This is a genomic window from Tenacibaculum sp. Ill (assembly GCF_051938915.1).
Taxonomy (GTDB): Bacteria; Bacteroidota; Bacteroidia; order Flavobacteriales; family Flavobacteriaceae; genus Polaribacter; species Polaribacter larymnensis.
Genome location: NZ_JBPSCW010000002.1, coordinates 299937 through 326184 on the forward strand (window position 1 = coordinate 299937; position 26248 = coordinate 326184).

A 26248-nucleotide genomic window follows, 5' to 3' on the forward strand; every position below is an offset into this window, starting at 1 on the left:
TTCAAAAAACATTAAAAATGAAAACCATTCACAAAGTACTGTTTACTACTGCTGTTGCTTCTTTAGGGGTTGTTGCGTGTAAAACAGACAAAAAGCCTGAAGAAAAAGTACAGGCAATTGTTTTAGAAAACATGGATACTTCGGTTAAACCAACCGATGATTTCTTTAGATATGTTAACGGTTCTTGGATTGACAATACTGAAATTCCAGCTGACGAAACTTCTTGGGGAGGTTTTAATCAGTTAAGAAAAACTACTACCAAAGATGTATTAGCTATTTTAAACAAAGCTATTGAAGAAGGTAACTTCCCAAAAGTAAAAGATGCTGAAGGAAAAGAAATAGATTCTGACCAAGAAAAAGCAGTAAACTACTACGAAACCATTATGGATACCGTAGCTAGAAACAAAGCTGGTAAAGCCCCAGTACAACCTTTTCTTGAAAAAATTGAAGAAATTAAAGATTTAAACGACGTACAAACATTCATTACTAACATGGCTCCTTATGGAGGTGCTGGTTTTTATGGTTTTGGCGTATTTAACGACCTTAAGAACAGTAGTATGAATGCTGGTTACATGGGAGCTGGTGGACTTGGTTTATCAAGAGATTACTATGTGGATGAAAAGGTAAAAGACAAGCTTGAAAAATATGAAGTTTTTGTAGCTAAAATGTTACAAGAGTTTGGTGATGACGAGGCTACAGCTAAAAAGAATGCAGCAACTATTGTTGCTTTTGAAAAGAGTTTAGCTGAACCTAGAATGACAAAAGAAGAACGTAGAGATACTCGTAAAATTTACAACCCAATGACTCTTGCTGAGTTAACTGAATTAGCTCCTGTAATTGATTGGGAAGCTCATTTAAAAGGAATTGGTGTTGATCTTGAAGGTTTAGATGGTTCTAAAGGTCTTGAAAAGATTATTGTTACAGATCCAGGTTACTTCAAAGCAATGAATGATGTGCTTAAGAATAGTCCTATTGAAACGGTTAAATTATCATTACGTTGGAATGCTATTAACAACTCATTAGGTTTATTATCTACCGATTTAGAAAAAGCTAATTGGGAATTTTATAGCAAAGAAATGCGTGGTGCTAAACAACAACGCCCAAGAAACGAGCGTGCTTTAGCAAACTTAAATGGAGCTATTGGTGAGGCTTTAGGTAAATTATATGTAGATGAAAAGTTTCCACCAGAAGCGAAGCAAAAAGCTAAGGAAATGATTGATAACGTAATGTTAGGTTTTGAAAAACGTATTGCGCAATTACCTTGGATGAGTGCTGAAACAAAAGAGAAAGCTTTAGAAAAATTACACAAATTAACTGTTAAAATTGCATACCCTGATAAATGGAAAGACTACTCGGCTTTACTTGTTAAAGGATTAGATGAAGGTGGTACATATTTTGACAATGCCGTAAACGTTCGTAAATGGAACTTTGAAAAAGATATGGCTAAGTTAGGTAAAGAAGTGGATAGAACTGAGTGGGGAATGTCTCCTCAAACAGTAAACGCTTACTTTAACCCTGTAAATAATGAAATCGTATTCCCAGCAGCAATTTTACAACCTCCTTTCTATAACTACAAAGCTGATGAAGCTGTAAATTATGGAGGAATTGGAGCTGTTATTGGTCACGAAATTTCACATAGTTTCGATGACTCTGGAGCTCGTTTTGATGGTGATGGAAACTTAAAAAACTGGTGGACAGAACAAGATTCTGAAAAGTTCAAAGAAGCAGGAAGCAAATTAATAAAGCAGTTTAGCGATATCGTTGCTATTGATAGTATGAATTTAAACGGTGAATTTACGTTAGGTGAAAATATCGGTGATTTAGGTGGTGTACAAGCTGCTTATGAGGGATTACAAATTTTCTTAGAAAAGAATGGTCGTCCTGAAAATATTGACGGATATACTCCTGAACAACGTTTCTTCCTTTCTTGGGGAACAATTTGGAGAACTAAGATGCGTGATGAAGCATTAAAAAACCGTATCATGACAGATACGCATGCTCCTGGAATGTACAGGGCTTATATGCCTCTTAAAAACGTAGATGCTTTTTATGAAGCTTTTGATGTTAAAGAAGGTGATAAAATGTACTTAAAACCAGAAGATCGTGTAAGAATTTGGTAAATTCAATTAAAAAATAAGTACCTTTAAACCAGCGTTTTCACGCTGGTTTTTTTTATTTTCAAAAATTAATAGCAAATATTGTGTATTTGAAAAAATAGTAAGTAATTCGCCCTCCTTAATTTTTAAAAGAATGAGACTAATTGGAAGGATTGAAAAGATATCCTTTTTAAACTGGGAAATAGAAGATTTACCAGTAAAAATTGATACAGGAGCCTATACTTCTGCAATACATTGCAAGCATATTGAAGAAAAAGACGGTGTATTAGAGTTTATATTATTATGTCCAAAGACAGAAAAATATAACAATAAATTGCTCCATACAACAAAGTATAAAGTTAAAAGTATAAGAAGTTCGAACGGAAAGAAACAAAAAAGATATGTCGTTTCTACGTCCGCTATTTTTTATGGTAAAAAATATAAAATAAAACTATCGTTATCAGATAGAGGTAAAATGAATTACCCGGTATTAATTGGTAGAAAATTTTTAAACAAAAAATTTATTGTGGATGTTTCACAAAAAAACATCACTTCAAAAGAAATATAAAAAATGAAAATTGTTGTTCTTTCTAGAAACTCAAAATTATATTCAACCAAACGCTTAGTAGAAGCAGGCGAAAAAAGAGGTCATGAAATGGTCGTATTAGATCATACCAAATGTGATCTTATAATAGAAAAAAAGAAGCCTGCTATAGTATACAATCATGAGCTTGTAACTGATGTTGATGCTATTATCCCACGTATTGGTGCTTCAGTTACTTTTTATGGTACTGCTGTTGTACGTCAATTCGAAATGATGAAGGTGTTTTCTGCTGTAGAATCTCAAGCACTAGTTAGGTCTAGAGATAAACTAAGTAGTTTACAAGTACTCTCTAGAGCGAATTTAGGGCTTCCAAAAACCGTTTTTACCAATTATTCAAAAGACACCTCTGAAATTATTAAAAAAGTTGGTGGAGCTCCTTTAATTGTTAAGCTTTTAGAAGGAACACAAGGTTTAGGTGTTGTATTAGCTGAAACTAAAAAAGCAGCTGAATCTGTTATAGAGGCTTTTAATGGCTTACAGGCACGTGTAATTGTTCAGGAATATATCAAAGAAGCTAAAGGAGCAGATATCCGTGTTTTTGTAGTAGATGGAGTTGTTGTTGGAGCTATGAAGCGTCAAGGAAAGGAAGGAGAGTTTAGATCAAACTTACATAGAGGAGGAACTTCAGAAATTATAGAATTAACCGATGAAGAAGAAAACGCTGCTTTAAAAGCTGTAAAAGCAATGAAATTAGGTATCGCTGGTGTAGATATGTTACAATCAGATAGAGGTCCATTAATTTTAGAAGTTAATTCTTCTCCTGGTTTAGAAGGTATAGAAAAAGCAACTGGGAAAGATGTAGCAAAAAGTATTATACGCTACGTAGAAAGAAGCGCTTAAAAAAACAAAACCGACATTAAATAATGTCGGTTTTTTTTATGTTTAATCTGCTAACTCCATACAGTTAAACCCTTTCTCTTTTACCTTATTTATAATGTCAGCTTCCGTTGTAATATCTGTTGCCTCTATTCTTAAAACATTATCAACATCCTCAAGATCAATTGATACGTTAATTATATTATTATCTTGATTGAATAATTGACGTATAGAATCTTCTTTTTTCTTTGTGTCAATATCGGTTCCATAGATGAATAGTTTCATAATTCACTGGTTTTTATTCTTGTTCCGTTTCTTTATTTAATTTGTCTACATATTTTTGATAAGCTTCACTCCCCTCTTCTTCCCAAAACCTATCATAATGTTCCCAATCTGAAAAATTTCCTTTACAGTTTTTTTCAAAATGTGATTTGAATTTGTGTTTTCTTCTTTTACTTGAATATTTCTTTGATTTTTGTTTTCCACCGCACTCACTAGATGAAAATAAAATTTTAGCTAAAATAAATAACCCTACTGCCTGCCAATAGTTAATAACTGGTAATCCGAAAATCTCTGGCATAAGATTATTCCAAAGCCACATAATTGCATATCCAAAAAGTATTGCAAGCGCTAAAACAGCAATTATTCCGAATATTATTCTTCCTACAAATATTCCTGGAGATTCTCCATCTTTTCGTTCTTTAAACAAATTTTCCATTTTTTTTATTTTTTGTTTTCAATTTTCCTCAGTAGTATTCCTAACGCTCTATGTCTTCTAGACATTAAAGTTCCAACAGGTATTTCAAGTTCCTCTGATAGATCTTTATATGTGTATCCTTCAAAGTCAATAGCTATAATTATTTCTTTATATACTGGTTTAAGATTCATTATTTTTAATTCTAGCTCCTTTTTTATTACTTCAGAATACGTATTATCAGGAGTTCCATATAAAATCTCTGTGAATTCAATCAATTTCATTTCATCAATATCTGAAGCTGAAGATTCGTATTTCTTTTTTCTTAAATTATCAATGATTTTATTTTTTAAGGATCTATAAACAAAGCCAGCTACATTGTTTATAGGTGAATTTCCACTTACTCCAGAAAACAACTTTAAAGCAACTTCTTGAATAATATCTTCTGCATCTTGATGAATACTTTGTTTAATTTTAGTTCCAACATAAGACTTAAGAGCACTATATTCTTTATCAAAAAAGGCTTTTAATTTCTTTTTATTTTCCGTTTCTTGGTTCATTTACAGGCTTTCTTTGAGCTCCTCAATTATAAAGACGTACTTTTTATTTTCTATTGCATTTTTTTAAAAAAACTCTTCATATCATTTATAACAAATATACTTAGGTCTAATTCTTAAAAAAATAAGACTCTTTAAAGAGAAACTTGAAATGAAAAATCATGTTTATAAATTATCTTAATCCTTTATGTATTTTTGCAACTATGCTACAAGTAAATAATATTTCATTCACTTATCCATCAAAAGAAAAAACTCTAGAAAACATCCATTTTAAACTTCAAAAAGGTGAGCATTTATGTGTTATGGGTGAAAGTGGTTGTGGAAAATCTACTCTTTTAAAAATTGTATATGGCCTAATTGATATTGATAAAGGGGATTTATTTTGGAATGATATTCAAATTTTAGGTCCTGAGCACCATTTAGTTCCAGGAATGGAGTTTTTTAAATATGTCGCACAAGATTTTGATTTGATGCCTTTTACTTCGGTAAGTGAAAATATTAAGAAGTTTTTATCTAGGTTTTATCCAAAAGAAGCTGAAGAAAGAACTCAAGAGCTTTTAGAGGTTATTGAAATGACCGAATTGGCAAACGAAAAAGTTAAAAACTTAAGTGGTGGTCAGCAACAAAGAGTAGCCATTGCTAGAGCGTTGGCTAAAGAACCTGAATTATTATTGTTAGATGAACCTTTTAGCCAAATAGATAACTTTAAAAAGAACTCATTAAGAAGACGACTATTTGCATATTTAAAAAAGAAAAATATTGCTTGTATTGTAGCAACACATGACGGGAACGATGCCCTTTCTTTTGCTGATACTATGATGGTAATTCGTAATCATCAAATTATTGCGCATGACAGTCCTTCTAACCTATATAAAAATCCGAAGGAAAAATATATTGCTTCTTTGTTTGATGATGTAAATGAGCTTACTATTAACAAACAAACATTTCTACTTTACCCTAGTTTACTTGAAATTACTAAAGAAAAATCAAAACTAGAGGGAACTGTGTTGAACTCTTATTTTAAAGGTGGTTACTGGTTAATAGAGGTTGCATATAATAACCAATCAGTTTTTATAAATCACTTTGAAAATATTGAACATAAAAAAACAGTCTCATTTAAGTTAAAAGAGACTGTTTAAACCAATAATAACTATCTCAATAATTATTACTCAACTATCTTAAAATAAATTATTTTTTCTAAAAAAAATACACCCTTACCGTCTTAAACACCAAAAGATAAAAGTGTATTATAGCTTCTTTTTCTGTTCTGGTTATAACAACCTTTCCAGAACTAAAACAAGTAACTTTTATTTTACCCTACTTTTTTTCTAAAAAATTTCTTTTATGATGTTTTTTGCCCCATTAAACTCAAAAGATTCTCCTTCCTTTTTCCCTAAAATTAACCTACCTATTGGTGAAGATGGAGAAATAGCAAAATATTTTTTTTCTTTTACAATTAACAACCCTACACTTACACTAATAAAATAATTAATAGTTGAGGTAGTTGTAACAACACTGCCTAAATGAGCTACTTTTGAAGTTGTATCTGTATTAATTTTAGCTAGTGTTTCTTTCATTTGAGCAATTCCACTAAGTTGTTGACTCGCTTTTTCCATTTCTAACTGTAGCATTGCTCTACCGGTTTCATGCTTATCTCCTGCTGAACTTTTTGTTTCAGACTGCAAAGCTTTTTGATGAGAGGTAATTGTTTCTTCCACAGTTTGTAAACGTTTGTTTACATACAACTCACATTGTTTATATAGTTCCTCTTTTATATTAATTTTACCCATGTAAACATCATTAATTCATAAGCTCAGCTAATTCCTTGCCTACTAAACTACCTATAGCAACACCCATTCCACCTAAACGAACTCCACAAAACACATTACTTGAAAGCTGTTTTACAATAGTTTTTTTCTGATTTCCAACTCCCATAATTCCACTCCAACGATGCTCTATTTCAAATTTAGTATTTGGTAAAATTGTTGTCTTTAAGACTTCTTCTAGTTTGTTTTGAATAAGCGTAGTTTGTCCAAATTCAGTCGTTTCTTCTCCTTTAAAATCAAGGTTTCTTCCTCCTCCAAACAAAATTCTATTATCAATATTTCTAAAATAATAATATCCTTTATCTAAGTGAAAAGTTCCTTTGATATGTAGATCTTTAATTGGCTTCGTAATTAATACTTGTGCTCTTGCTGGTTTTACATTTTCATTTAACAATTCATTTGCGAAGCCATTGGTAGCAATAAATAGCCTTTTTGTGTTAAATGTAACTTGGCTTGTTTCAACCACTACTTGCTCGTTGCTCTCAGAAAATTCTTTAACTTGAATATTATTGACAATTTTTATTCCTGAAGACAATACCTTTTCTAACAACTTTGCAGCCATTTTACCGGTATCAATCTGGCCTTCAAATTGATTGGTTATATAGTTTTTATGGATATTTTGAAAGCTAAACTTATTATAATCAACCGTAAAAACATCTGAATTAAATAATGGTTGTAAAAGACTGTTAATAGCTTCTTTTTTATCCAAACAAGATTCATATAACTCGTTTGTTAAAAACAATTCATAACCTTTATTTTGTTGAAAATCAATATTTTTATCACCTAACGTAGTTCTTAAAAGCTGTAACCCTTCCCATCGTTTTTTTACCAAGTTAAAAACCTCTTCTTCTGTATGCGTTTGTAAATCATCAATTAATTCTGATAAGCTTCCAAAACAAGCAAAACCTGCATTTTTAGTACTAGCTCCTTGTGGTAACATTCCTTTTTCTAAAATTATAATTTTTGCCTTGGGGTATTTTTCTCGTAACTGTAGCGCACAATTTAACCCCACAATTCCACTTCCTACTACAGTAAAATCAATATTTGTAAACCATTCTTTTAGTTCCCAGTAACTGAAATTCAATATCATATAAATCTGATTATATTTGTGACTTGGCACACTCCTTGAATGTCTAAATTTAAACATTAAAAAACAACTCTATGAAATTAATTGGAATCTTAATTTTAGCTTTAAGCTTTACGAAATGCGCAAGTGTAAAAATGGAAAATAATCACCCTTTCAAAATAGAATCAGCAAGTTATTCTCATGTAACAGGAGGAGTAAAAGGTAGTTATAATTCTACTAACTTAATTATCAATTTTACTGCTGAAAAACCTGTTAATTTTCAAAAAGTATACTTTCAAAACAAGATAACTGAAGCTGTTGTTGAGCAACATAACGACAAACAATATATAGCTGCTCGTTATAAAACCTCATCTAATGATAGAAAAGATATCATTTTACATGCGGATCCTAAAAAAGAGTTTGGAAATACTCCTAATGTTTCAGAAGAAAAATTTCCGTTTGAATTAAAAGAAAACGAAGCAATGATTTCTTATATAAAAGGAGAGGAAACATACTACGTTAAAGTAGAAAACATTGTAAAAAAAGATAAGGTTTTTATGCAATAAAGATCTTAACATAAAATAGTTTGAAACACCTCTTTTTTGAGGTGTTTTTATTTTTGGCACGTAATTTGAAAACTTATAAGCATAACCATAAAACGAATGCTTATGAAACGTATAAAATTACTTTTAGTACTACTTATTAGTAGTGTAACACTTACGTCGTGTGTTGTAAGAAATGAAATTGTAGATGATGGTTTTTCTTTAAACGAATATATTTCAAGTTATGATTTATGGTATGTAGATTATCACAGAACAACAGGTAGTGGAGAAGTTCCTTTTTTATCTAGAGCTTTTACCATTTCTTTTTTAAACGGAACCATGTATGCAAATAACAATATTGTAGATATTGGTAAAACAGGGAATGGTTTTGGAATAGCTGTTGGTAACTATGGAACCTATGGAACCGTTTTAGAAACGCGTCATGATATAGATGGATACTTTGAATTTGACGTGGTACAACTTTCTAGTAATGAAATTAGAATTGATGATTTATCGCAGAATGTCAGTTATTATTTAGTAGGTTACCAAGTAAACACTTTTGATTATGACATGTTGTTCTACGACAATATTGAGTATTTTTTACAAGAGTTTGAAGCTTGGGAAAGAACTGAAAGATTTAATGGTGTTGAAAACCCATTTGATTATGAAAATTATTTACAGTTTACTCCTGAAAATGATGTAACATTCTACTCGTCTCATGACCCTTTTGGCACAAATATTGATTACATAAGTTGGGACTTTAAAGGGAGCTATATAGTCCGTGATGTTCAAGGTGAAGAAAATTTAAAATATTTAACACTTAATTATGATAACGGAGATACTGAAGAGTTTGATTTAACCGTTATAAATGATGAAACAATAAGGTTATACCATGTTAGTTCACAAACAACATATGTTTTTTCTGGAAGAGGTTTTATACAATATCTTAAAGGAGAAAAAACAAGTACTGCTAAACCAGCTGTAAGAAATAGTGGTAGAAAGCGTACTAAAATAGAAAGAGAAACAGTTCCGAAAAGGAAATAAAAATAAAGTTTGGTTAGTTGATTTTTGGTTGGTGTAGTAGCCAACTAAAAGGAACCGCTCCGTAAGGGGCGGTTTTTCATTTTATAATAGTGGCTTAACATAAAAAACTTTACCTTTATACAAAACAAAACACCATGCAACAAACTGCTTTAATTACAGGAGCAACCTCAGGTATTGGTAAGGCAACCGCTCAAATTTTTGCTAAGAATAACATTAACTTAATTATTTGTGGTAGACGTATAGAAAAGCTTCAAAAGCTTCAACAAGAACTATCTCAATTTACCAAAGTACATATACTTCCGTTTGATGTTCGTTATAATGAAGAAGTACAAAATGCTATTAATAGTTTACCTGGTGAATTTAAACATATTGATATTCTTATTAACAATGCTGGTAATGCTCATGGATTAGATAGCATTCAAAATGGAAATATTGACGATTGGGACGCTATGATTGACGGAAACGTAAAAGGTCTTTTATATGTTTCAAAAGCAATTATTCCTCAAATGGTAGAGCGTAACAACGGTTTTATTGTAAATATTGGTTCTATTGCAGGAAAAGATGTGTACCCTAATGGAAATGTGTATTGTGCATCAAAGTTTGCTGTAAACGCTTTAAATAAAGGAATGCGTATAGATTTGAATCAACATAATATTCGCGTAAGCGCTATTCATCCTGGGTTGGTAGAAACAGAATTTTCTGACGTTCGTTTTAAAGGAGATTCTGAAAGAGCTAAAACCGTATATCAAGGCTACAAAGCACTACAACCTGAAGATATTGCAGATATTATTCTCTTTGTAGTTACACGTCCATACCATGTTAATATTGAAGATTTAATTGTATATCCAACAGCCCAAGCTAGTGCAACTATTGTGAACAAAAATGCTTAAGTTGTGATTAACAAACGTCTTTTAATTAAAAACTTACTGTCTCATAACGATGAGAATAGTTTTTATGATAAAAAGCAAAAGTTATCCTTAGGTTCTAAAGAAGGAAAAGCTAAGTTTATAAAACACGTTTGCGCCCTTTCTAATTCAAACCCTAACAATAATTCTTACATTGTTATTGGTATTGAAGATGAAGAAAATAAAATTATTGGTGTAGATTTTTATGATGATAGTAAAATCCAAAATTTAGTAAATGCTTATCTGAATAACCCACCTAAAATAGAGTATGAAAACGTTCCTTTTCCTCGTTTACAACGTCATAAGGTAATTGGTTTGGTAACTATTTATCCTACCAAATTAATTACCTCTTTATCTAAAAATGCCTGGAAGTATCGTAGAGGAACAATTTTTTATCGTAGAGGTAGTAACTCTATGCCTGCTGAGAAAAACTTTATTATTAAAAACAACAACAAGGCTATTGTTGAAGCTATTGAAAAGAATGCAAGTAATAATATACAGCTCACACTCGATGGTGTTTTTGATTTTATTGAAAGGCATAAACCAGAATATAATCCGCAATACAAGGTGTTTAACGAACAGTTTGTACTTTGTTGGGCTGGAAAGAAGAAGATTATAAATAATGAGGAGTTTTTTACACGAGTTGATATTGAATTAGTAAACGAACAAGTACGTTTGTTTTTTTCTTCGTTAGATGATGTACAAATTAATTATAACGAACAATCATTTATTATTACTGAGTACATCGTTTTAGGGATTGATAAGAGTGAAAAACGTTATCCGTTAGAAAAAACGATTATCAATTTTAAAGATAACGGAAAGCATGACATTGTTACCGAATTTCTCTTTGAAGCTCCTCAGTATCATAACGATATTTTACAGCTTATTTATAAAAACAATAATAGTATTGTTGCTAAAATTGTAAAAAAGAAACCACTTTCGGTTATTGAACATGAAGATGTATATCGATTACCCACCTCCTATTTAATTTGTTATTTAAACGGTTTTGAAAGTGCTCCTCTGCAACTTAAAAAAGCAAAAAATTATATCAAAAACTTAGAAGATAAAACCACCTACATTAAATACAAAGAAGCTATGCGAGTAATACGTAAAGTGAAATATAATTAGATTGTTTAATTTATAAAAATAACCTCCCATTCACCTGGTTCATTAATTTTAATTTTAAAACCATTTATTGCTGAAGGTAAAGAATTAAAACCGTTTTCAGTAAAATTAACACTACATGATAATTTACATTCAAATGGATATTGAATATCTACAAACCCCGTTTTTCTTTTTTCATTAAAAAGAAAACCACTTGTATTCAATAATTCTAATTGTGGTAGTCTTCCATTACCTTTTGCCAAAAAAGTTATTTTATTTGTTGTACCATTTTTTTTCACAATTCTATATTTCAATGAAGGTGAACTGTATAAAACTTGATATGGTTTTGCTTTTTTTTCATGACTGCTCTTTGAGTTTGATAAAGTATAATTTTCTTTTTGAGAAAAAAGGCTAAAACTGAATAAGAAAATAGATAAAATGATAATTTTTTTCATAACTGAACATTATTTAAATTTCTAAACTTGTATTTCATCAAAAATAATACCATTTAATTAATATAAAAAAAACAACTAACGTTGTATTAAGAATATTCGTTACTAATATAAATAGAATCTATTACCTCAACACTAATTGTACAATTGTAACTATTCCAATTAATAGAATAAAAGACAACGATAGTTTTCTAAATTTTGACTGTGGTATATATGCTAATATTTTCTTTCCTAAAAATGACCCTACTAGCCCTATTACGAATAAAAAAGGTACATATTTTAAATCATGGTCATGAATATAACCGTTGTTGTAGTAGACAAATGTTCTTGAAAAATCGATCATAAAATCTATAAAAGCCGAAGTTGCTATAAACACACTTTTTTCTAAATTAAACGCTGCCATAGTTAAACCTCTAATAGCTCCACCGGTACCTAACAATCCAGCAGAAAACCCTGAAAAAGAACCTCCTACAATAGCATTTCTTCTGTTTGGAGAAATAGTAAACTTACTTTTAATCAGGAAGAAAGCACTAAATGCAACTAAAAACAGTCCTAAAAATATTTCTAAATATGTACTGTTTAAATGTTTTGATAATATTCCTCCTAAAATCACAAAAACGACAGAAGGAATTCCGATATTTATCAACAACTTCTTATCTAATCCTTTTTTAAACAAAAAAATTTTACTCACATTACTCGACAAGTGAAAAATAGCTGTAAGCCCTAAAACGGAATAAAAATCGAAATAAAAATTTCCTAACGGAACAAAGAAAACTGATGATCCGAAGCCACCTATTGTTCCAATAACTTCAGCTACTAGAGCTAATAGTAAAAATATGAAGTTAATATCTTTCATCGTTTTTTATTCTAACATAGCAACCACTCTTGCTGGAGCAGCTGAAGCTCCTACAATTTTTAACGGAAATACCGCTACTTTAAATCCAGTTAACGGTAATACATCTAAGTTTACCAATTGTTCCATATGACAATACTCCTTGTTTTGTCCTACTAAATGCCCTTCCCAGAACAATTCAGAATTATTAGTTTCTTTTGCTTTTTGAATCATGTACGGAAGTGGTAAATCCCATCCCCAAGCATCAATTCCCATCACTTTAATTCCTTGATCAATCAACCATTCAGTTGCTTTTGCACTTACTCCAGTACCTTTTTTATGAAAGTCTTTTGTTCCGTTAAATTTATCGCGTCCAGTTTTAATCAATACAATCATATTTGGTTGTATTTCTAGCTGATTTTCTTCTAAAAATTGTTGAATATCTTCAACTGTGATTGGATCAAAATCTACCTTATGTTTCATGTCAATCACAATACCTTCTCCAAAACACCAATCTAACGGAACTTCATCTATCGTTTTTGCTTTTTCTCCATTAACTGTTGGAGAATAATGCCAAGGTGCATCAATATGAGTTGTGGAGTGTACTCCCATTTTTTGAATTGTATCATCTGCCCATCCTGTAAAGTTTTTAGGAAAAAGCTTGAATGGTAATCCTAGTATTCTAATTAGCCATTTTGCTTTATGGTGTGGTTTATGTTTTATTTTAACTTTCATAAACCAAGGATCTTGTTTGTTATACTGGATAGATTTGGATAGATCGATAATTTTCATAGTAACGTTAGTTGTTACAAACAAAGATAAAAGAAAATCCCTCGCTTTTTTGCGAGGGACTTATATTGTTTATTTGTTACTCATTTCGAAGACTATTTCACCTCCATTCAGAATATCTTGATGGCTTAACAAAAAGTTGTCTAACTTTTTACCATTAACGATCACGCTTTTTACATACACATTTTCTTTACTTTGGTTTTTTGCTATGATTTTAAGTGTTTTTCCATTTTCTAAATGAATCGTCGCTTCTTTTATGTTTGGGCTTCCCAAAGCATAGTAAGGCGATCCTGGAGTTACTGGGTAAAAACCTAGACTACTAAAAATATACCATGCACTCATTTGCCCCGCATCGTCGTTTCCACATAAACCTTCTACAGTGTCTGCATACATGGTATCCATAATCATGCGAACACGTTGTTGTGTTTTTTCTAGATGCCCTGTCCAATTATATAAATACGGAATATGGTGCCCTGGTTCATTACCATGTACATAATTACCTATAATTCCATCTCTCGTAATATCTTCATGATGTGCGATATATTTATCATCTATTTCGGTTGTAAATAGCTCATCTAATTGCTTACTGAACTTTTCTTTACCTCCCATCATTTCAATCATATTATCAATGTTTTGAGGTACGTATAAACCATAATTCCAAGCATTTCCTTCTATAAAACCTTGCCCATGTGTATCCATCGGATCAAAATTCTCTCTAAACTTTCCATTAGAAAGTTTTGGTCGCATAAAACCTATCGTTGGATCATACACGTTTTTATAATATTCAGCTCTCGCTAAATACTCATTTTCTACATCCTTATCTCCTACTTTAGTAGCTATTTGAGCAATACACCAATCATTATAGGCATATTCTAGTGTTTTTGAAACAGATGAACCACTTTTATCTTCTGGAACATATTTGTAATCCATATAGTCTCCTATTCCATCAAAATACCTAACAGTAGCTGTATTAGTTGAAGCTTTAAGTGCATGATTTACATCAAAATTTCCTACATTTTTTGCCAATGCATCTGCAATTACAGAGGTTGCATGATAACCTATCATACACCAGTTTTCATTCGCATAATGACTCCAAATAGGTAGCATTTTATGAACACTTTGATCATGATGTGCTAACATCGACTTGATCATATCGTTATTTCGCTGTGGTTGCGTAATATTATATAGCGGGTGTAACGCTCTATAGGTGTCCCAAAGTGAAAAAATAGTATAGTTTGTAAATCCTTCTGAAGTATAAATATTTTGATCTAATCCACGGTATTTTCCATCGACATCTTCATATAAAATAGGAGATAAATTTGTGTGATATAATGCGGTGTAGAATGTTGTTTTATCTTTTTCTGAAATGGTTTCTACATCGATTTTACTAAGCTCTTTATTCCACTTATTTTTAGTTTCTTCTTTTGTTTTATTGAAATCCCAATTAGGAATTTCAGTATTTAAATTATTAAGTGCTCCATTAGTACTTACAGGAGATAAAGCAAATTTTACCTTAATTTTCTCTCCTTCTTCAGTATCAAAATTAAAATAGGCTCTAATATCTTTTCCTGCCATTTCAGGAAAATTTTCATTTTGTTTAAACTTTCTATAAAAACCATCATAGGTTTCCTTATTGTATTTTTTATGTCCGTAACTTTTAAATGGTTTAGAGAATTCCATAGCAAAGAACACTTTTTTTGTTCTAGCCCAACCTTTAGTTTGTCTATACCCAGTTACCAATGAATCGTTTTCAACACGAATAAATGTCCATACATTTTTGTTATCATGATGATATACATTGTATACTAAATCTAGAATAATGTGTGCGTTGTCTGATTTTGGAAACGTATATTGATGAAAACCTACACGTTCACTTGCAGTAAGCTCTGCTTTAATATTATAACTATCTAAGTTTACTTCATAAAACCCAGGAGAAGCTTTTTCTGTATCATGTGAAAAAGTAGAGTAAAAACCTTTGGTTCCTTCTTTCTTTTTTAGTGGATCTAAAACTAAATCACCAGTAGTTGGCATTACTAAAAAGTCTCCAAGGTCAGCATGTCCTGTTCCACTAAAGTTTGTGTGTGCAAAACCAATTATGGTTGAGTCTTTATATTGGTATCCTGCACAATATTCATATGTTTCTTTGTTATACCTCCCATCTTCATCAAACATTACCTCAAAATTTGTTTGAGGGCTTAATTGTACCATGCCAAAAGGAGCAGTTGCACCTGGAAAAACATGTCCCATTTTACTGGTTCCAATTAAAGGGTTTACATACTTTGTGTAATCTTTTAAATCCGTACTCTCTTTTGTTATTTTTTTAGAGTTTTTGCTACACCCTATACCTAATAAAAGTATAAAAAGAAGAAGTGATAAGCTTGTTGTTTTTTTCATATCGTTAATAAATACAATTGATAACACTAAAAAAATAAAAAAAAGTCATAAATATTGATTTGTATTTCTAAATTCATAAAAAAAGAAAATTCTAAACTTATTATTTCTTTTTGTTTTATAATAAACATACAAGAAAAAATCCCTTATAAAATACAAGGGATTTTTATCATTTATTTATAATCTTTTACTTTCCTCCGTCTAAATCGTCTTGCCAATTTTTTAGCTCTTGCCATTTACCTTCGTAAGCTAATTTTGCTTGTTTAGGCCATGTATTAGGTTTATGAGCTCTATAACGATCTCCTCCGCTTTTTAATACTTCTTGACATTTTTCTACAGATGTTTCTGCTAACGACTTCCAGGTATTGATATTAAAATTATGAAAAAGTTCTTCTATTTTTGGTCCAATTCCTTCTACTATTTTTAAATCATTCTCTTTTATTTTTTTCCCAAAAATCTTTTTAACTTCATTTATATTAAATGTTTTTTCTTCTTCAGATATAGAGGGTGCCATATTAGATTTTGCTAATTTTAAATCGGTTTCTAATACCGATTTACTCTCTTTACAGTTTCTTAAACTTGATTCTAACTTTGCTATTTTATTTTTTAAGAGAACTATTTCATCTTTCTTAATGTTTTTACTTGATAGCTTTCCTAGTAAATAGCCTAAAATAGCGGTAATTATTGCTACTGCTATTGAAATTAATATACACCAATTCATGATTTTATTATTCGGTTAATAGTTAGTTAAATTACTGATTGTTAATTTATTAAAAAATATTTAATCTATTAAGAGATTTTTAAGACCTTATCTTAAATAATTGTTAAGTGTGCATATTTCTTGAAACGTTTTGTTTTTATAGGCGTCTTTTAGCTGTAACCTAATCTTAGAATAAAAACTTAACATCATGAAAAAATTTGTATTAACTGCTTTAGCAATCGCTTTATCTTTCGGAACTATTACTGCTGCTTCAACTTCATATGAAGCTCCTGTTAAAACTAGCCTAGAATACCCTAACGTAAGTACTTTTTGTAAATTAATTAGAGCCGGAAACTTTGAAGCTGTGAAGGCTATGGTTGAAAACGGAACAGATATTAACAGAAAATCTACTGGATTAACTCCTTTAATGTTTGCTGCTAGATATAACAAAGCAGATATTGTTCAATTATTAATTGATAGTGGAGCAAAATTAAAAGTAAAATCAGAAAGAGGATATACTGCTTTAGAATATGCTAAAATGTCGAAAGCGCATGAAGCTTATACAGTTATTGCTGCTGCTTTAGAAAAATAGTATAGCCACCAACTTAGTTAAAAACAAAAAGTCTCATCGTTATGATGAGACTTTTTATATTTTGAAAACTCTGTGCTTTCTTATAAATCGAACTTTATTCCTTGTGCTAAAGGTAATTCATCAGAGTAATTTACAGTATTTGTTTGACGACGCATGTATACTTTCCAAGCATCAGATCCAGACTCACGTCCACCACCTGTTTCTTTTTCACCACCAAAAGCTCCACCTATTTCAGCACCAGAAGTACCAATGTTTACGTTAGCAATACCACAATCTGATCCTGCAAATGATAAGAATTTTTCAGCTTCTTTCATTTCGCTTGTCATGATTGAAGAAGATAATCCTTGTGCAACTCCGTTTTGTAATTCAATAGCGTTTTCAACATCTCCTGAATACTTCATTAAGTATAAAATTGGAGCAAATGTTTCATGTTGAACAATTTCAAAATGGTTTTCAGCTTCAATAATTGCTGGCTTAACATAACAACCACTTTCGTAACCTTCACCTTCTAAAACGCCTCCTTCAACTAATACGTTTCCTCCTTCAGCTTTTGCTTTTTCAATAGCAGCTAAATAAGTATTTACTGAATCTTTATCAATTAATGGTCCAACGTGATTATTTTCATCTAATGGATTTCCAATCTTAATTTGACCGTAAGCTCCAACAATCGCATCTCTTACTTTATCGTATACAGATTCGTGAATGATTAAACGACGTGTTGAAGTACAACGTTGACCACAAGTACCTACAGCTCCAAATACAGCTCCAGGAACTACTACTTTTAAGTCAGCAGTTGGAGTAATGATAATTGCATTGTTTCCTCCTAACTCTAATAAAGACTTACCAAAACGCTCAGCGACTTTAGTACCAACAATACGTCCCATTCTTGTAGAACCAGTAGCAGATACTAAAGGAATACGTGCATCTTCAGTAATATATTCACCAACTTTGTAATCTCCATTAACAATACAAGAAATTCCTTCTGGTAAATTGTTAGCTTTTAAAACCTCAGCTATAATATTTTGGCAAGCAACTGAACATAAAGGTGCTTTTTCTGAACCTTTCCATACACATACGTTACCACAAATCCATGCTAAAGCTGTGTTCCAAGACCAAACAGCAACTGGGAAGTTAAATGCTGATATAATACCAACAACTCCTAATGGGTGCCATTGCTCTCTCATTACGTGTCCTGGTCTTTCTGAAGGAATTACTTGTCCGTTTAATTGACGAGATAAACCTACAGCAAAATCACAGATATCAATCATTTCTTGAACCTCACCTAAACCTTCTTGGTAAGATTTTCCCATTTCATAAGAAACTAATTTACCTAACGGCTCTTTTAACTCTCTTAATTTGTTTCCAAATTGACGTACAATTTCTCCACGTTGAGGTGCAGGCATTGTTCTCCAGCTTTTAAATGCTGAAGTAGCAGCATCCATCACTTTTTCGTAATCTTCTTTGGTAGAAGCTTTTACTTTTCCTATTAACTTTCCATCTACTGGTGAATATGATTCTATAATTTCACCGTTTGAAAAGTTTACTGAACCTGTTGAAGTTCCTTCATTTATCTCTTTTAATCCTAAAGTAGCTAATGCTTCTTTGATACCAAAATCTGCCATATTTTATATTGTAATTTTAGTTGTTTAAATTTAAAGCTCAAAACTACGAATAATTTTACAATTAATAAATTAAACAAACAGTGTTGTTTTTGTTTAAAAATTAACAAATAGTCATGAAAAACATTTATCTACTACTTTCTTTACTGTTGATTTCGTCAGCATGTAATGCTCCTAAAACAACTAATAAACAGAAAAACACACCTGTAAATGAATTTGCAATTATTATTCATGGTGGTGCTGGAACTATACTAAAAAAGAACATGACTCCAGAAAAAGAAACTGCTTACAAAACTAAGTTGGAAGAAGCAATTAGAACTGGATATGAGATTTTAAAAAATGGTGGTTCTAGTGGTGATGCTGTTGTAAAAACCATTCAAGTAATGGAAGAATCTCCTTTGTTTAATGCAGGAAAAGGTGCTGTATTTACGCATGATGAAACTAATGAATTAGATGCTTCTTTTATGGATGGAAAAACACTGAACGCTGGTGCAGTAGCTGGAGTAAAAGATATAAAAAGCCCTATTGAAGCTGCTAGAATAGTAATGACAAACTCAGATCATGTTATGTTATCTGGTTCTGGTGCTTCTCAGTTTGCTAAAGAACAAGGGTTAGAAATTGTAGACCCAAGTTATTTTTATACTGAAAATCGCTTTAAATCTTTACAACGAATTAAAGATAAAGAAAAAACAGCATTAGATCATGATGATAAAGAGGCTTCTTTTTATGATACTGATATTAAAAATAGTAAGTTTGGTACTGTAGGTTGTGTAGCCTTAGATAAAAATGGAAATATTACTGCGGGAACTTCTACAGGAGGAATGACTAACAAACGTTGGGGACGTATTGGAGATTCTCCTATTATTGGTTCGGGTACCTATGCAAATAATAAAACTTGTGGTGTTTCTTCAACTGGTTGGGGTGAATACTTTATACGATCTCAAGTAGCTTATGATATTTCTGCTCAAATGGAATATCAACAAAAATCATTAAAAGAAGCTACTAAAGATGTTATTCAAAACAAATTAACCAAGCTTGGTGGAACTGGTGGTGTAGTTGCCTTAGATAAAAATGGAAATATGTCTTTTGAATTTAACACTGCTGGAATGTACAGAGCTTCAATGAACGATAAAGGTGATTTAATTATTAAGATTTATAACGATTAAAACTGGTAGCTTAAACCTGTATAAACACCTATAAAATAGGGCTGAAACCCATTTGAATCATTTTTAAATGTATTTAATTGGGTTTTTAACATTGGATTAATATTTAAAGACCATTTTTTACTGAACTTATAATTAAGATCTATCCCTAAATTTCCACTAAAGTTAATGTCATTTAAGTTATTTGCTTCTCCTGAAGTTGAAAAAGCAGTTGTTTTTAAATTCACATCATTCTTATTTAAAAACAAGGAACTAAAACCAACAACTACTTGTGTTTTTAACTTTTTTCCTTCTAATACACTGTACTTAACTTCTACTGGAACCTCAATATACCCATAACTTTGATTCAACTCACCATCGAGGCTTCCTGAACTTATAGATACAGAGCTTGTACTAAAACCTGTTTGAGAAGTATCATTTAGCGCATAACTTTCTCCTGAACTAAAAGCTACATTAGAACTACTTGATTTTACAGGGTTTACAGCTACATTATTATTAGAAAATCCCATTTCCTGTAAATGTATTCCAGATTGAAGTGTCCATTTTTTATTCAACTGATATGCTACTTGAACTCCATACGAATAGCTTGTATTTCCTTTTGTTGAATTTGATAAACTCGCGTCTATTGGAGATGATTTAGAAAACGAATTTGAGTTTAATACCGCTACAGTTGGTGAAACGGTCCATAGTTTATTTATTTTTTCCTCTTCATTTTCTTCTTCTTCACCATTTACAACTGCTAAAAAGTCTTTTTTAGGTTTCAGAACCTGATTAATCGTATCATTTTCTTTTTTCAAAAAGGTATTTTCTTTCTTTTTAAAAACTGGCAAGCTATTTTCAAGCTTGCCAGTAAGTTGCACTTGTTTCACAACATCATTATTATCCAGCAAAGCCCCTTCAACTACTCTACTTGACGTGTTGTTGCTATCCTTTCCATGCAACTCTTTTTTGCTAACCTTCACAACATGATTAGCGGTTAAAACTTCATTTTCATGAAGCTTTTCTTTCAATACATTTTTCTTTTTCGTTTCTTTTTTTACAATAAGTGTTTTTTCTATATTTTCTTTTGTTGGCTCTTTTAATAAATTGTCTTTTAACTCCTCTTTTTTACTCGATTTTTTTTCGGGTGCAAACTTAGGTGTTTCAACAATAATAGCATCTATATCCTCTATATTTTCTTCATCCTTAACGTAAGGATAAAATAAAAGGCCCAAAACAAGCACAGCAGCAACCCCTCCTGAAAACCACCAAATAGGAAAAACTCGATTTTTTTTCTTTTTTTGGAGCTTTTCTTCAATAGCATTCCATACTCTTTCATTTGGAGTTACCTCCAAATCTTTAAATTTTTCTTGAAACAGTCTATCGATGTTTTTTTCTTCCATCAGTTATGCTTTTTCCTCTTTTGCTTGATATAGTTCCATTTCATTTTTCAATATCTGTCTTGCTCTTGATAAATTTGATTTTGATGTTCCTACAGAAATATTTAATAACTCTGCTATTTCTTTATGTGAATAATTATCTAACACATACAAGTTAAAAACTAAACGATACCTGTCCGGTAAACTTTGAATTAGTTCTAATAAAATATCAACATTCACTTTTTCAGTTTCAAGCTCCACTTCTTCTACTATTTCATCATCAGGTGCTTCTGAAACTAAATGCAAAGGTGATTTTTCTCTATACTTTTGTAATGCTGTATTTATGGTTATTCTCTTCATCCATCCTTCAAAAGATCCTTTATGTTGATATTGAGGCATCTTTTTAAAAATAGTTAAAAAACTATCTTGTAAAGTATCTTCTGCATCTTGATAATTACGAGAGTACTTTAAACACAGCGCAAAAAGTTTACCAGAGAACAACTGGTAAACTTGAGCTTGCGCTGTGATATTTTGATGACAGCATCCTTGTATGAGTTTTTCTAAATTGATGTTACAAATTTACTGGAATTACCACTTCTTCGTATACATCTTCTCCTTCAGTATTTTTACCTTTCCAAAACTTAAAAACATAATCTTCTTCTTGAGTTGCCTCAACAGGAAAAGCATATTCTTCTTGTCTCTCTTCTTCAGTACAAGCAATATCAAGAGCTACTATCGCTGTACCAGCTACAATTCTAGTTGTATCTACTTTTTGGTAGTACAACCCATCAAAAGAATAGCAACCGTTGGGTAACGTATACTTTATCTTAATTGTATCAACTTCTCCGAATGTAAAACTTTCAGGGGTTGTGGCACTATCAACCTTTAAAAACTCATACCTAAAATTAGGGCTGTCATCATCTAAACAAGAATAAAACGTAAATACACTTAAAAAAAGGATTAAAAATTTTTTCATGACATATATAAATTGGGGTTATTATTATTTTAATTTTCCATGGTTTATATACTAGATGAAAAAAAGTTTAAAAGGTTGCGTCGAATACTCTTACTTTTGTAAAAGTTTATGAAAAACACCATTTTTAACATACAGTCTACAGAAGATTTTAATAAAACTGCACTGCAAGTTTTTAAATATCAGTTTAAAAATAATAGGGTATATCGTTCTTTTTGTGATTTGATATACGTTCATCCATCCGATGTACATACTATTGAACAAATTCCCTTCTTACCTATTCAGTTTTTTAAAACTAGAGAAGTACTTTCATCAACAGGTGAAATCCAAGAAACTTTTACAAGCTCTGGAACTACGGGAAGTACAGCCAGTAAGCATTTAGTAACCGATTTATCTTGGTATGAAACCAGTTACTTAAAAGGTTTTAAGCACTTTTACGGAAATATTGAAGACTATGTTGTGTTAGCTTTACTGCCTAATTACCTTGAGCGAAAAGGATCTTCTTTGATTTATATGGTTAATGATTTAATTAAGCGTTCTAACCATTCTGAAAGTGGTTTTTATCTTAATAACCTTGACGAACTTGCTAAAAAACTCATACAACTAGATAAACAAAACAAGAAAGTATTATTAATTGGTGTTTCTTTTGCTTTATTAGATTTAATTGAGCAGTATCAATTCAATCTATCCAATACCATTATTATGGAAACTGGTGGAATGAAAGGAAGAAGAAAAGAACTTATTCGTAACGAATTACACACAATTTTAAGTAATGGTTTTGGTGTAAATACAATTCATTCTGAATATGGAATGACAGAGTTGTTAAGTCAAGGATATTCAAAAAGAAAAGGTATTTTTAACTGTCCGCCTTGGATGCAAATTTTAACTCGTGATACAGAAGATGCTTTGACTATTTTTCCTAAAGGAAGATCTGGTGGAATCAATGTAATTGATTTAGCAAACTACAATTCTTGCTCTTTTATTGCTACACAAGATTTAGGTAAAGTATACCAAGACAACAGTTTTGAAATTATTGGTCGTTTTGATAACTCTGATATTCGTGGTTGTAATTTAATGGTTTTGTAATCCTTTTTTATTTTTTGCTATCTTACCTTGCTATTAACCTCTATTAGTTCAAGGTATTATGAAAAACTGGGCAGAAAATGTACAGTGGAGTCCATCTGCTGTTGCATTTCCTCATTCGGAAAATGAAATTCAGCAACTTGTTTTAAAAGCTATTCAATTTAACCAAAAAATTCGAGTTATTGGTTCTGGACATTCTTTTACTTCTTTATGTAGTACTGATGAAATATTGGTAACACTCGATAATTTTCAAGGACTCATTTCTATTAATAAAGAAAAAAATCAAGCTACTGTAAAAGCAGGAACGAAACTTTCTTTATTAGGAGAACTTCTTTTTAAAGAAGGATTAGCCATGGAAAATATGGGCGATATTAACGTTCAGTCAATCGCAGGAGCTATAAGTACCGGAACACATGGAACTGGTGTAAATCTTAAATCTATCAGTAACCAAGTTATTGGGTTAAAATTTGTGAATGGGAAAGGAGAAATTATTGAGTGCTCCACCACAAAAAATACAGAACTATTTAAAGCTACTCAGGTATCTTTAGGGTGCTTAGGAGTTATTACGGAAGTTACTTTACAGTGTGTACCTGCCTACAAACTAAAACTTCAAAACAAAAAAGAGAAGTTAAGCAATGTTTTAGCAACTTTAAATGAACGAAATTCCCAAAATAGAAATTTTGAGTTTTACTGGATTCCTTATACAAATACTGCCTGGACCAAAACTTCAAACATTGTTGAAGATTCTGAACCTGATAAAGTAAACTTTTTTAATTATTGGACTGAATATATACTTGAAAATTACATTTTCAAACTCATGTGTGAATATGCTACCATTTTTCCATCACAAAACAAAACAGTAGCTAACATCACTGCAGCAAGTATTAGTAATGTAAAAAAAGTATATCACAGTCATAAAGTATATGCCACACAACGAATGGTAAAGTTTCATGAAATGGAATACAATATTCCTGCAGAAACTTATCAAGATGTGTTTAAAGATGTGCAAAAAATTGTCAATTCAAAGAAATTTAATATTCATTTTCCTATTGAAAATCGCTGGGTTAAAGGCGATGATGTATACATGAGTCCTGCTTACAATAGAGATTCTGCTTATATCGCATGCCATGTATATAATAAAAAAGATAGCAGTGCTTATTTTGCTGCTTTAGAAGAAGTTTTTAAAGCCTATGACGGAAGACCTCATTGGGGTAAAATGAACACATTTACCACTGATGATATCGCAAGAATGTATCCTAAATTCACAGATTTTATGACTTTCAGAAAAGAACATGATCCAGAAAACATATTTGTGAACCCGTATCTCCAAAAACTGTTAGGTATTTAATACTATGGATGCTTATTTTAAAACCTTAAATAAAGAGCTAAAAAACTATCAACGAGCCATTCCTTGTTTGTTAGTAGATTTAGATATTTTAGATGAAAATATTGCAGAAGCGCTTTCTAATTTTAGAAAGGATGCTTCGCTCAGAATTGTAGTAAAATCATTGCCTTCAGTTCAATTGATTGAATACATTTTACAAAAAACTAACTCAAACAAGTTGATGGTTTTTCATCAGCCTTTTTTAACCGATTTAACTTCTCGATTAAATAACAAAGTTGATATTTTATTGGGTAAACCAATGCCTATAAAAACAGCAGAGTATTTTTATAACAACTTACCTCAGCAACACAACGGATTAAATCCGTACACACAAATTCAATGGTTGGTAGATACTGAGAAAAGAATTGAAGAATACATCAAATTAGCCAAACAACTCAATCAAAAATTGCGGTTGAATATTGAAATTGATGTGGGCTTACACCGTGGTGGATTTTCTTCATTAAAAAGTTTAACAAAAGGGCTATCACTCATTGAAAACAATCAAGACTTTGTGGAATTTTCAGGGTTTATGGGCTATGATCCTCATGTGGTAAAACTTCCAAATATTATTCGTTCTCAAAAAAAAGCATCACATTTAGCAAATCAATTTTACGAGCAATGCAAAAATTTAATTAAAAATGATTTTCCAGAACTATGGAATAATAACTTAACCTTTAACGGAGCTGGAAGCCCTACCTTAAAATTGCATAAAGAACAAAATTCTCCAATAAACGATATTGCTATTGGTTCATGTTTTGTAAAACCTACAGCGTTTGATATTCCTTCCTTAAAAAACTATAAGCCAGCAACATTTATAGCTACTCCTATTTTAAAGACTTTTTCAAATACAACGCTGCCAGGTTTAGAAAAGCTAAAACAATTTTTTACTAAAAAGTCAGCTTTTATTTATGGTGGATTTTGGAAAGCTGATTATTACTATCCAAAAGGTATAAAACAAAATAATTTGTTTGGTGCATCTACCAATCAAACCATGATTAATATCCCGAAAAGTGAGTCTTTACAAATAGATGATTTTGTGTTCTTAAGACCACACCAAAGTGAATTTGTTTTTTTACAATTCGGAGAAATTTTACCTATTAGAAACGGTAAAATTCAACAGCCTTGGCAATTATTAAATAATTTATGATTGTATTTGTAATGTTTATTGTTTTTTGTCGACTACCTTCAAAATCTACAAACAATGAAAAACTTTTTTACACTACTTTTAGTAGTAGTTTCTACTGCGTTATATGCTCAAAAAACAGATTATAATACCAAAAAAGGCTACGTAGCCGAAGGTTATGATGTTGTTTCTTACTTTACAAATGATGAACCCGTAGAAGGAAAAAAGAAGTTTCAAACAACATATGACGGAGCAAAATTCAAGTTTTCCTCAGAAAAAAACTTATCCCTATTTAAAGAAAATCCAACAAAATACATTCCTCAATATGGTGGATATTGTGCTTATGCTGTAGCTGCTAAAAAAACAAAAATGTATATTGATGCTGAAGCTTATGAAATTAGAGATGGTAAACTATACCTTTTTTATAGTTCTTGGATTTCTAGTAAACTTGATGATTGGAAAAATGGTGATACTAAAAAATTACAAGCTCAGGGCGATATAAACTGGGAAGAACTAAAACATAAAAAGGATTAAA

28 protein-coding genes are annotated in these 26248 nt (G+C 31.0%); 14 read left to right on the forward strand and 14 right to left on the reverse strand.

All coding sequences use genetic code 11. The features are described from left to right. Window positions 1–17: 17 nt before the first annotated feature. The 3 genes from ACTPNM_RS01455 (at window position 18) to rimK (ending at window position 3540) form a co-directional block, all read left to right on the forward strand. Window positions 18–2120 carry a M13 family metallopeptidase gene (locus ACTPNM_RS01455; RefSeq protein ID WP_440120300.1) on the forward strand — a complete coding sequence of 701 codons (2103 nt, stop codon included), beginning with the start codon at window positions 18–20 and terminating at the stop codon, window positions 2118–2120. Window positions 2121–2250: 130 nt separating this feature from the next. After that, window positions 2251–2664 (forward strand): ATP-dependent zinc protease family protein, encoded by a 414-nt coding sequence (locus ACTPNM_RS01460; RefSeq protein ID WP_274638812.1) that lies wholly within the window; start codon window positions 2251–2253, stop codon window positions 2662–2664. A gap of 3 nt (window positions 2665–2667) precedes the next feature. Beyond that, complete coding sequence (gene rimK / locus ACTPNM_RS01465) at window positions 2668–3540, forward strand: 30S ribosomal protein S6--L-glutamate ligase (protein WP_274638813.1); 873 nt, start codon at window positions 2668–2670, stop codon at window positions 3538–3540. A gap of 42 nt (window positions 3541–3582) precedes the next feature. Here the strand turns inward: rimK and ACTPNM_RS01470 are convergent, their stop codons facing one another. From ACTPNM_RS01470 to ACTPNM_RS01480, 3 genes are read right to left on the reverse strand one after another with little or no spacing between them, the layout of a single operon-like run. After that, entirely contained in the window at window positions 3583–3801 is a 219-nt protein-coding gene (locus ACTPNM_RS01470; protein WP_274638814.1) for a hypothetical protein, read from the reverse strand. A 13-nt stretch (window positions 3802–3814) separates the two neighbouring features. Next, window positions 3815–4234: a hypothetical protein gene (locus ACTPNM_RS01475; RefSeq protein ID WP_440120301.1), complete on the reverse strand. Its 420-nt coding sequence runs from the start codon at window positions 4232–4234 to the stop codon at window positions 3815–3817. 5 nt (window positions 4235–4239) lie between these two features. Continuing rightward, the gene (locus tag ACTPNM_RS01480) at window positions 4240–4770 is read right to left on the reverse strand and encodes an RNA polymerase sigma factor (RefSeq protein WP_440120302.1); all 531 of its coding nucleotides are present in this window, start codon (window positions 4768–4770) and stop codon (window positions 4240–4242) included. 200 nt (window positions 4771–4970) lie between these two features. On the opposite strand from ACTPNM_RS01480, the gene ACTPNM_RS01485 reads away from it, so the two are divergent. After that, the gene (locus ACTPNM_RS01485; RefSeq protein ID WP_440122812.1) at window positions 4971–5906 is read left to right on the forward strand and encodes an ABC transporter ATP-binding protein; all 936 of its coding nucleotides are present in this window, start codon (window positions 4971–4973) and stop codon (window positions 5904–5906) included. 189 nt (window positions 5907–6095) lie between these two features. Here ACTPNM_RS01485 and ACTPNM_RS01490 read toward each other — a convergent pair whose 3' ends face one another. Both ACTPNM_RS01490 and ACTPNM_RS01495 read right to left on the reverse strand, forming a co-directional pair. After that, a complete protein-coding gene (locus ACTPNM_RS01490) occupies window positions 6096–6557 on the reverse strand; it encodes a 3-oxoacyl-ACP synthase (RefSeq protein WP_440120303.1) in 462 nt (153 codons plus the stop codon). A gap of 10 nt (window positions 6558–6567) precedes the next feature. Next, window positions 6568–7677 (reverse strand): NAD(P)/FAD-dependent oxidoreductase, encoded by a 1110-nt coding sequence (locus tag ACTPNM_RS01495; protein ID WP_440122813.1) that lies wholly within the window; start codon window positions 7675–7677, stop codon window positions 6568–6570. Between the two features lie 77 nt (window positions 7678–7754). Here ACTPNM_RS01495 and ACTPNM_RS01500 point away from each other — a divergent pair, with 77 nt between their 5' ends. From ACTPNM_RS01500 to ACTPNM_RS01515, 4 genes are all read left to right on the forward strand, one after another. Continuing rightward, window positions 7755–8225, forward strand: coding sequence for a hypothetical protein (locus ACTPNM_RS01500; protein ID WP_440120304.1), 471 nt, complete (start codon window positions 7755–7757; stop codon window positions 8223–8225). Between the two features lie 102 nt (window positions 8226–8327). Continuing rightward, window positions 8328–9245 carry a hypothetical protein gene (locus tag ACTPNM_RS01505; protein WP_440120305.1) on the forward strand — a complete coding sequence of 306 codons (918 nt, stop codon included), beginning with the start codon at window positions 8328–8330 and terminating at the stop codon, window positions 9243–9245. A gap of 134 nt (window positions 9246–9379) precedes the next feature. Continuing rightward, window positions 9380–10135, forward strand: a complete 756-nt coding sequence (locus tag ACTPNM_RS01510; protein ID WP_440120306.1) for an SDR family NAD(P)-dependent oxidoreductase — start codon at window positions 9380–9382, stop codon at window positions 10133–10135. Window positions 10136–10138: 3 nt separating this feature from the next. Beyond that, window positions 10139–11278, forward strand: coding sequence for an ATP-binding protein (locus tag ACTPNM_RS01515; RefSeq protein WP_440120307.1), 1140 nt, complete (start codon window positions 10139–10141; stop codon window positions 11276–11278). Window positions 11279–11283: 5 nt separating this feature from the next. Here ACTPNM_RS01515 and ACTPNM_RS01520 read toward each other — a convergent pair whose 3' ends face one another. From ACTPNM_RS01520 to ACTPNM_RS01540, 5 genes are all read right to left on the reverse strand, one after another. Beyond that, complete coding sequence (locus ACTPNM_RS01520; protein ID WP_440120308.1) at window positions 11284–11709, reverse strand: hypothetical protein; 426 nt, start codon at window positions 11707–11709, stop codon at window positions 11284–11286. 121 nt (window positions 11710–11830) lie between these two features. Next, window positions 11831–12562 (reverse strand): sulfite exporter TauE/SafE family protein, encoded by a 732-nt coding sequence (locus ACTPNM_RS01525; RefSeq protein WP_440120309.1) that lies wholly within the window; start codon window positions 12560–12562, stop codon window positions 11831–11833. A gap of 6 nt (window positions 12563–12568) precedes the next feature. Beyond that, window positions 12569–13330 carry a cyclase family protein gene (locus tag ACTPNM_RS01530; protein ID WP_440120310.1) on the reverse strand — a complete coding sequence of 254 codons (762 nt, stop codon included), beginning with the start codon at window positions 13328–13330 and terminating at the stop codon, window positions 12569–12571. Between the two features lie 69 nt (window positions 13331–13399). After that, the gene (locus ACTPNM_RS01535; protein ID WP_440120311.1) at window positions 13400–15721 is read right to left on the reverse strand and encodes a GH92 family glycosyl hydrolase; all 2322 of its coding nucleotides are present in this window, start codon (window positions 15719–15721) and stop codon (window positions 13400–13402) included. 184 nt (window positions 15722–15905) lie between these two features. After that, entirely contained in the window at window positions 15906–16439 is a 534-nt protein-coding gene (locus tag ACTPNM_RS01540) for a hypothetical protein (protein ID WP_440120312.1), read from the reverse strand. A 187-nt stretch (window positions 16440–16626) separates the two neighbouring features. Here ACTPNM_RS01540 and ACTPNM_RS01545 point away from each other — a divergent pair, with 187 nt between their 5' ends. Next, complete coding sequence (locus tag ACTPNM_RS01545; RefSeq protein WP_274638827.1) at window positions 16627–17010, forward strand: ankyrin repeat domain-containing protein; 384 nt, start codon at window positions 16627–16629, stop codon at window positions 17008–17010. Between the two features lie 80 nt (window positions 17011–17090). Here ACTPNM_RS01545 and amaB read toward each other — a convergent pair whose 3' ends face one another. After that, window positions 17091–18632: an L-piperidine-6-carboxylate dehydrogenase gene (amaB, locus tag ACTPNM_RS01550; protein WP_440120313.1), complete on the reverse strand. Its 1542-nt coding sequence runs from the start codon at window positions 18630–18632 to the stop codon at window positions 17091–17093. A 113-nt stretch (window positions 18633–18745) separates the two neighbouring features. Here amaB and ACTPNM_RS01555 point away from each other — a divergent pair, with 113 nt between their 5' ends. Continuing rightward, entirely contained in the window at window positions 18746–19795 is a 1050-nt protein-coding gene (locus ACTPNM_RS01555) for an isoaspartyl peptidase/L-asparaginase family protein (protein ID WP_440120314.1), read from the forward strand. Here the strand turns inward: ACTPNM_RS01555 and ACTPNM_RS01560 are convergent. From ACTPNM_RS01560 to ACTPNM_RS01570, 3 genes are read right to left on the reverse strand one after another with little or no spacing between them, the layout of a single operon-like run. Next, the gene (locus ACTPNM_RS01560) at window positions 19792–21174 is read right to left on the reverse strand and encodes an outer membrane beta-barrel protein (protein ID WP_440120315.1); all 1383 of its coding nucleotides are present in this window, start codon (window positions 21172–21174) and stop codon (window positions 19792–19794) included. The genes ACTPNM_RS01555 and ACTPNM_RS01560 overlap by 4 nt on opposite strands. Window positions 21175–21177: 3 nt before the next feature. Continuing rightward, entirely contained in the window at window positions 21178–21729 is a 552-nt protein-coding gene (locus ACTPNM_RS01565; protein ID WP_313812724.1) for an RNA polymerase sigma factor, read from the reverse strand. Then, window positions 21722–22126 carry a hypothetical protein gene (locus ACTPNM_RS01570; RefSeq protein ID WP_440120316.1) on the reverse strand — a complete coding sequence of 135 codons (405 nt, stop codon included), beginning with the start codon at window positions 22124–22126 and terminating at the stop codon, window positions 21722–21724. Before ACTPNM_RS01570 ends, ACTPNM_RS01565 begins: the two co-directional genes overlap by 8 nt. 108 nt (window positions 22127–22234) lie before the next feature. Here ACTPNM_RS01570 and ACTPNM_RS01575 point away from each other — a divergent pair, with 108 nt between their 5' ends. Genes ACTPNM_RS01575 through ACTPNM_RS01590 form a run of 4 tightly spaced genes read left to right on the forward strand, consistent with a single transcriptional unit; the run spans window position 22235 to window position 26247 of the window. Continuing rightward, window positions 22235–23209, forward strand: coding sequence for a LuxE/PaaK family acyltransferase (locus ACTPNM_RS01575; RefSeq protein ID WP_440120317.1), 975 nt, complete (start codon window positions 22235–22237; stop codon window positions 23207–23209). Between the two features lie 58 nt (window positions 23210–23267). Continuing rightward, window positions 23268–24554 (forward strand): D-arabinono-1,4-lactone oxidase, encoded by a 1287-nt coding sequence (locus tag ACTPNM_RS01580; RefSeq protein WP_440120318.1) that lies wholly within the window; start codon window positions 23268–23270, stop codon window positions 24552–24554. A gap of 4 nt (window positions 24555–24558) precedes the next feature. After that, a complete protein-coding gene (locus tag ACTPNM_RS01585) occupies window positions 24559–25737 on the forward strand; it encodes an alanine racemase (RefSeq protein ID WP_440120319.1) in 1179 nt (392 codons plus the stop codon). Between the two features lie 54 nt (window positions 25738–25791). Further along, window positions 25792–26247 carry a YHS domain-containing (seleno)protein gene (locus ACTPNM_RS01590; RefSeq protein ID WP_121146480.1) on the forward strand — a complete coding sequence of 152 codons (456 nt, stop codon included), beginning with the start codon at window positions 25792–25794 and terminating at the stop codon, window positions 26245–26247. The last annotated feature ends 1 nt before the right edge of the window (window position 26248 follow it).

Coding starts and splice junctions, on each gene's coding strand:
- ACTPNM_RS01530 (WP_440120310.1), bottom strand. CDS start 13,330: ATGAAAATTATCGATCTATCCAAATCTATCCAGTATAACAAACAAGAT.
- ACTPNM_RS01525 (WP_440120309.1), bottom strand. CDS start 12,562: ATGAAAGATATTAACTTCATATTTTTACTATTAGCTCTAGTAGCTGAA.
- ACTPNM_RS01585 (WP_440120319.1), top strand. CDS start 24,559: ATGGATGCTTATTTTAAAACCTTAAATAAAGAGCTAAAAAACTATCAA.
- ACTPNM_RS01460 (WP_274638812.1), top strand. CDS start 2,251: ATGAGACTAATTGGAAGGATTGAAAAGATATCCTTTTTAAACTGGGAA.
- ACTPNM_RS01455 (WP_440120300.1), top strand. CDS start 18: ATGAAAACCATTCACAAAGTACTGTTTACTACTGCTGTTGCTTCTTTA.
- ACTPNM_RS01500 (WP_440120304.1), top strand. CDS start 7,755: ATGAAATTAATTGGAATCTTAATTTTAGCTTTAAGCTTTACGAAATGC.
- ACTPNM_RS01470 (WP_274638814.1), bottom strand. CDS start 3,801: ATGAAACTATTCATCTATGGAACCGATATTGACACAAAGAAAAAAGAA.
- rimK (WP_274638813.1), top strand. CDS start 2,668: ATGAAAATTGTTGTTCTTTCTAGAAACTCAAAATTATATTCAACCAAA.
- ACTPNM_RS01485 (WP_440122812.1), top strand. CDS start 4,971: ATGCTACAAGTAAATAATATTTCATTCACTTATCCATCAAAAGAAAAA.
- ACTPNM_RS01510 (WP_440120306.1), top strand. CDS start 9,380: ATGCAACAAACTGCTTTAATTACAGGAGCAACCTCAGGTATTGGTAAG.
- ACTPNM_RS01505 (WP_440120305.1), top strand. CDS start 8,328: ATGAAACGTATAAAATTACTTTTAGTACTACTTATTAGTAGTGTAACA.
- ACTPNM_RS01570 (WP_440120316.1), bottom strand. CDS start 22,126: ATGAAAAAATTTTTAATCCTTTTTTTAAGTGTATTTACGTTTTATTCT.
- ACTPNM_RS01490 (WP_440120303.1), bottom strand. CDS start 6,557: ATGGGTAAAATTAATATAAAAGAGGAACTATATAAACAATGTGAGTTG.
- ACTPNM_RS01535 (WP_440120311.1), bottom strand. CDS start 15,721: ATGAAAAAAACAACAAGCTTATCACTTCTTCTTTTTATACTTTTATTA.
- ACTPNM_RS01545 (WP_274638827.1), top strand. CDS start 16,627: ATGAAAAAATTTGTATTAACTGCTTTAGCAATCGCTTTATCTTTCGGA.
- ACTPNM_RS01540 (WP_440120312.1), bottom strand. CDS start 16,439: ATGAATTGGTGTATATTAATTTCAATAGCAGTAGCAATAATTACCGCT.
- ACTPNM_RS01480 (WP_440120302.1), bottom strand. CDS start 4,770: ATGAACCAAGAAACGGAAAATAAAAAGAAATTAAAAGCCTTTTTTGAT.
- ACTPNM_RS01575 (WP_440120317.1), top strand. CDS start 22,235: ATGAAAAACACCATTTTTAACATACAGTCTACAGAAGATTTTAATAAA.
- ACTPNM_RS01520 (WP_440120308.1), bottom strand. CDS start 11,709: ATGAAAAAAATTATCATTTTATCTATTTTCTTATTCAGTTTTAGCCTT.
- ACTPNM_RS01475 (WP_440120301.1), bottom strand. CDS start 4,234: ATGGAAAATTTGTTTAAAGAACGAAAAGATGGAGAATCTCCAGGAATA.
- ACTPNM_RS01560 (WP_440120315.1), bottom strand. CDS start 21,174: ATGGAAGAAAAAAACATCGATAGACTGTTTCAAGAAAAATTTAAAGAT.
- ACTPNM_RS01555 (WP_440120314.1), top strand. CDS start 18,746: ATGAAAAACATTTATCTACTACTTTCTTTACTGTTGATTTCGTCAGCA.
- ACTPNM_RS01590 (WP_121146480.1), top strand. CDS start 25,792: ATGAAAAACTTTTTTACACTACTTTTAGTAGTAGTTTCTACTGCGTTA.
- ACTPNM_RS01580 (WP_440120318.1), top strand. CDS start 23,268: ATGAAAAACTGGGCAGAAAATGTACAGTGGAGTCCATCTGCTGTTGCA.
- amaB (WP_440120313.1), bottom strand. CDS start 18,632: ATGGCAGATTTTGGTATCAAAGAAGCATTAGCTACTTTAGGATTAAAA.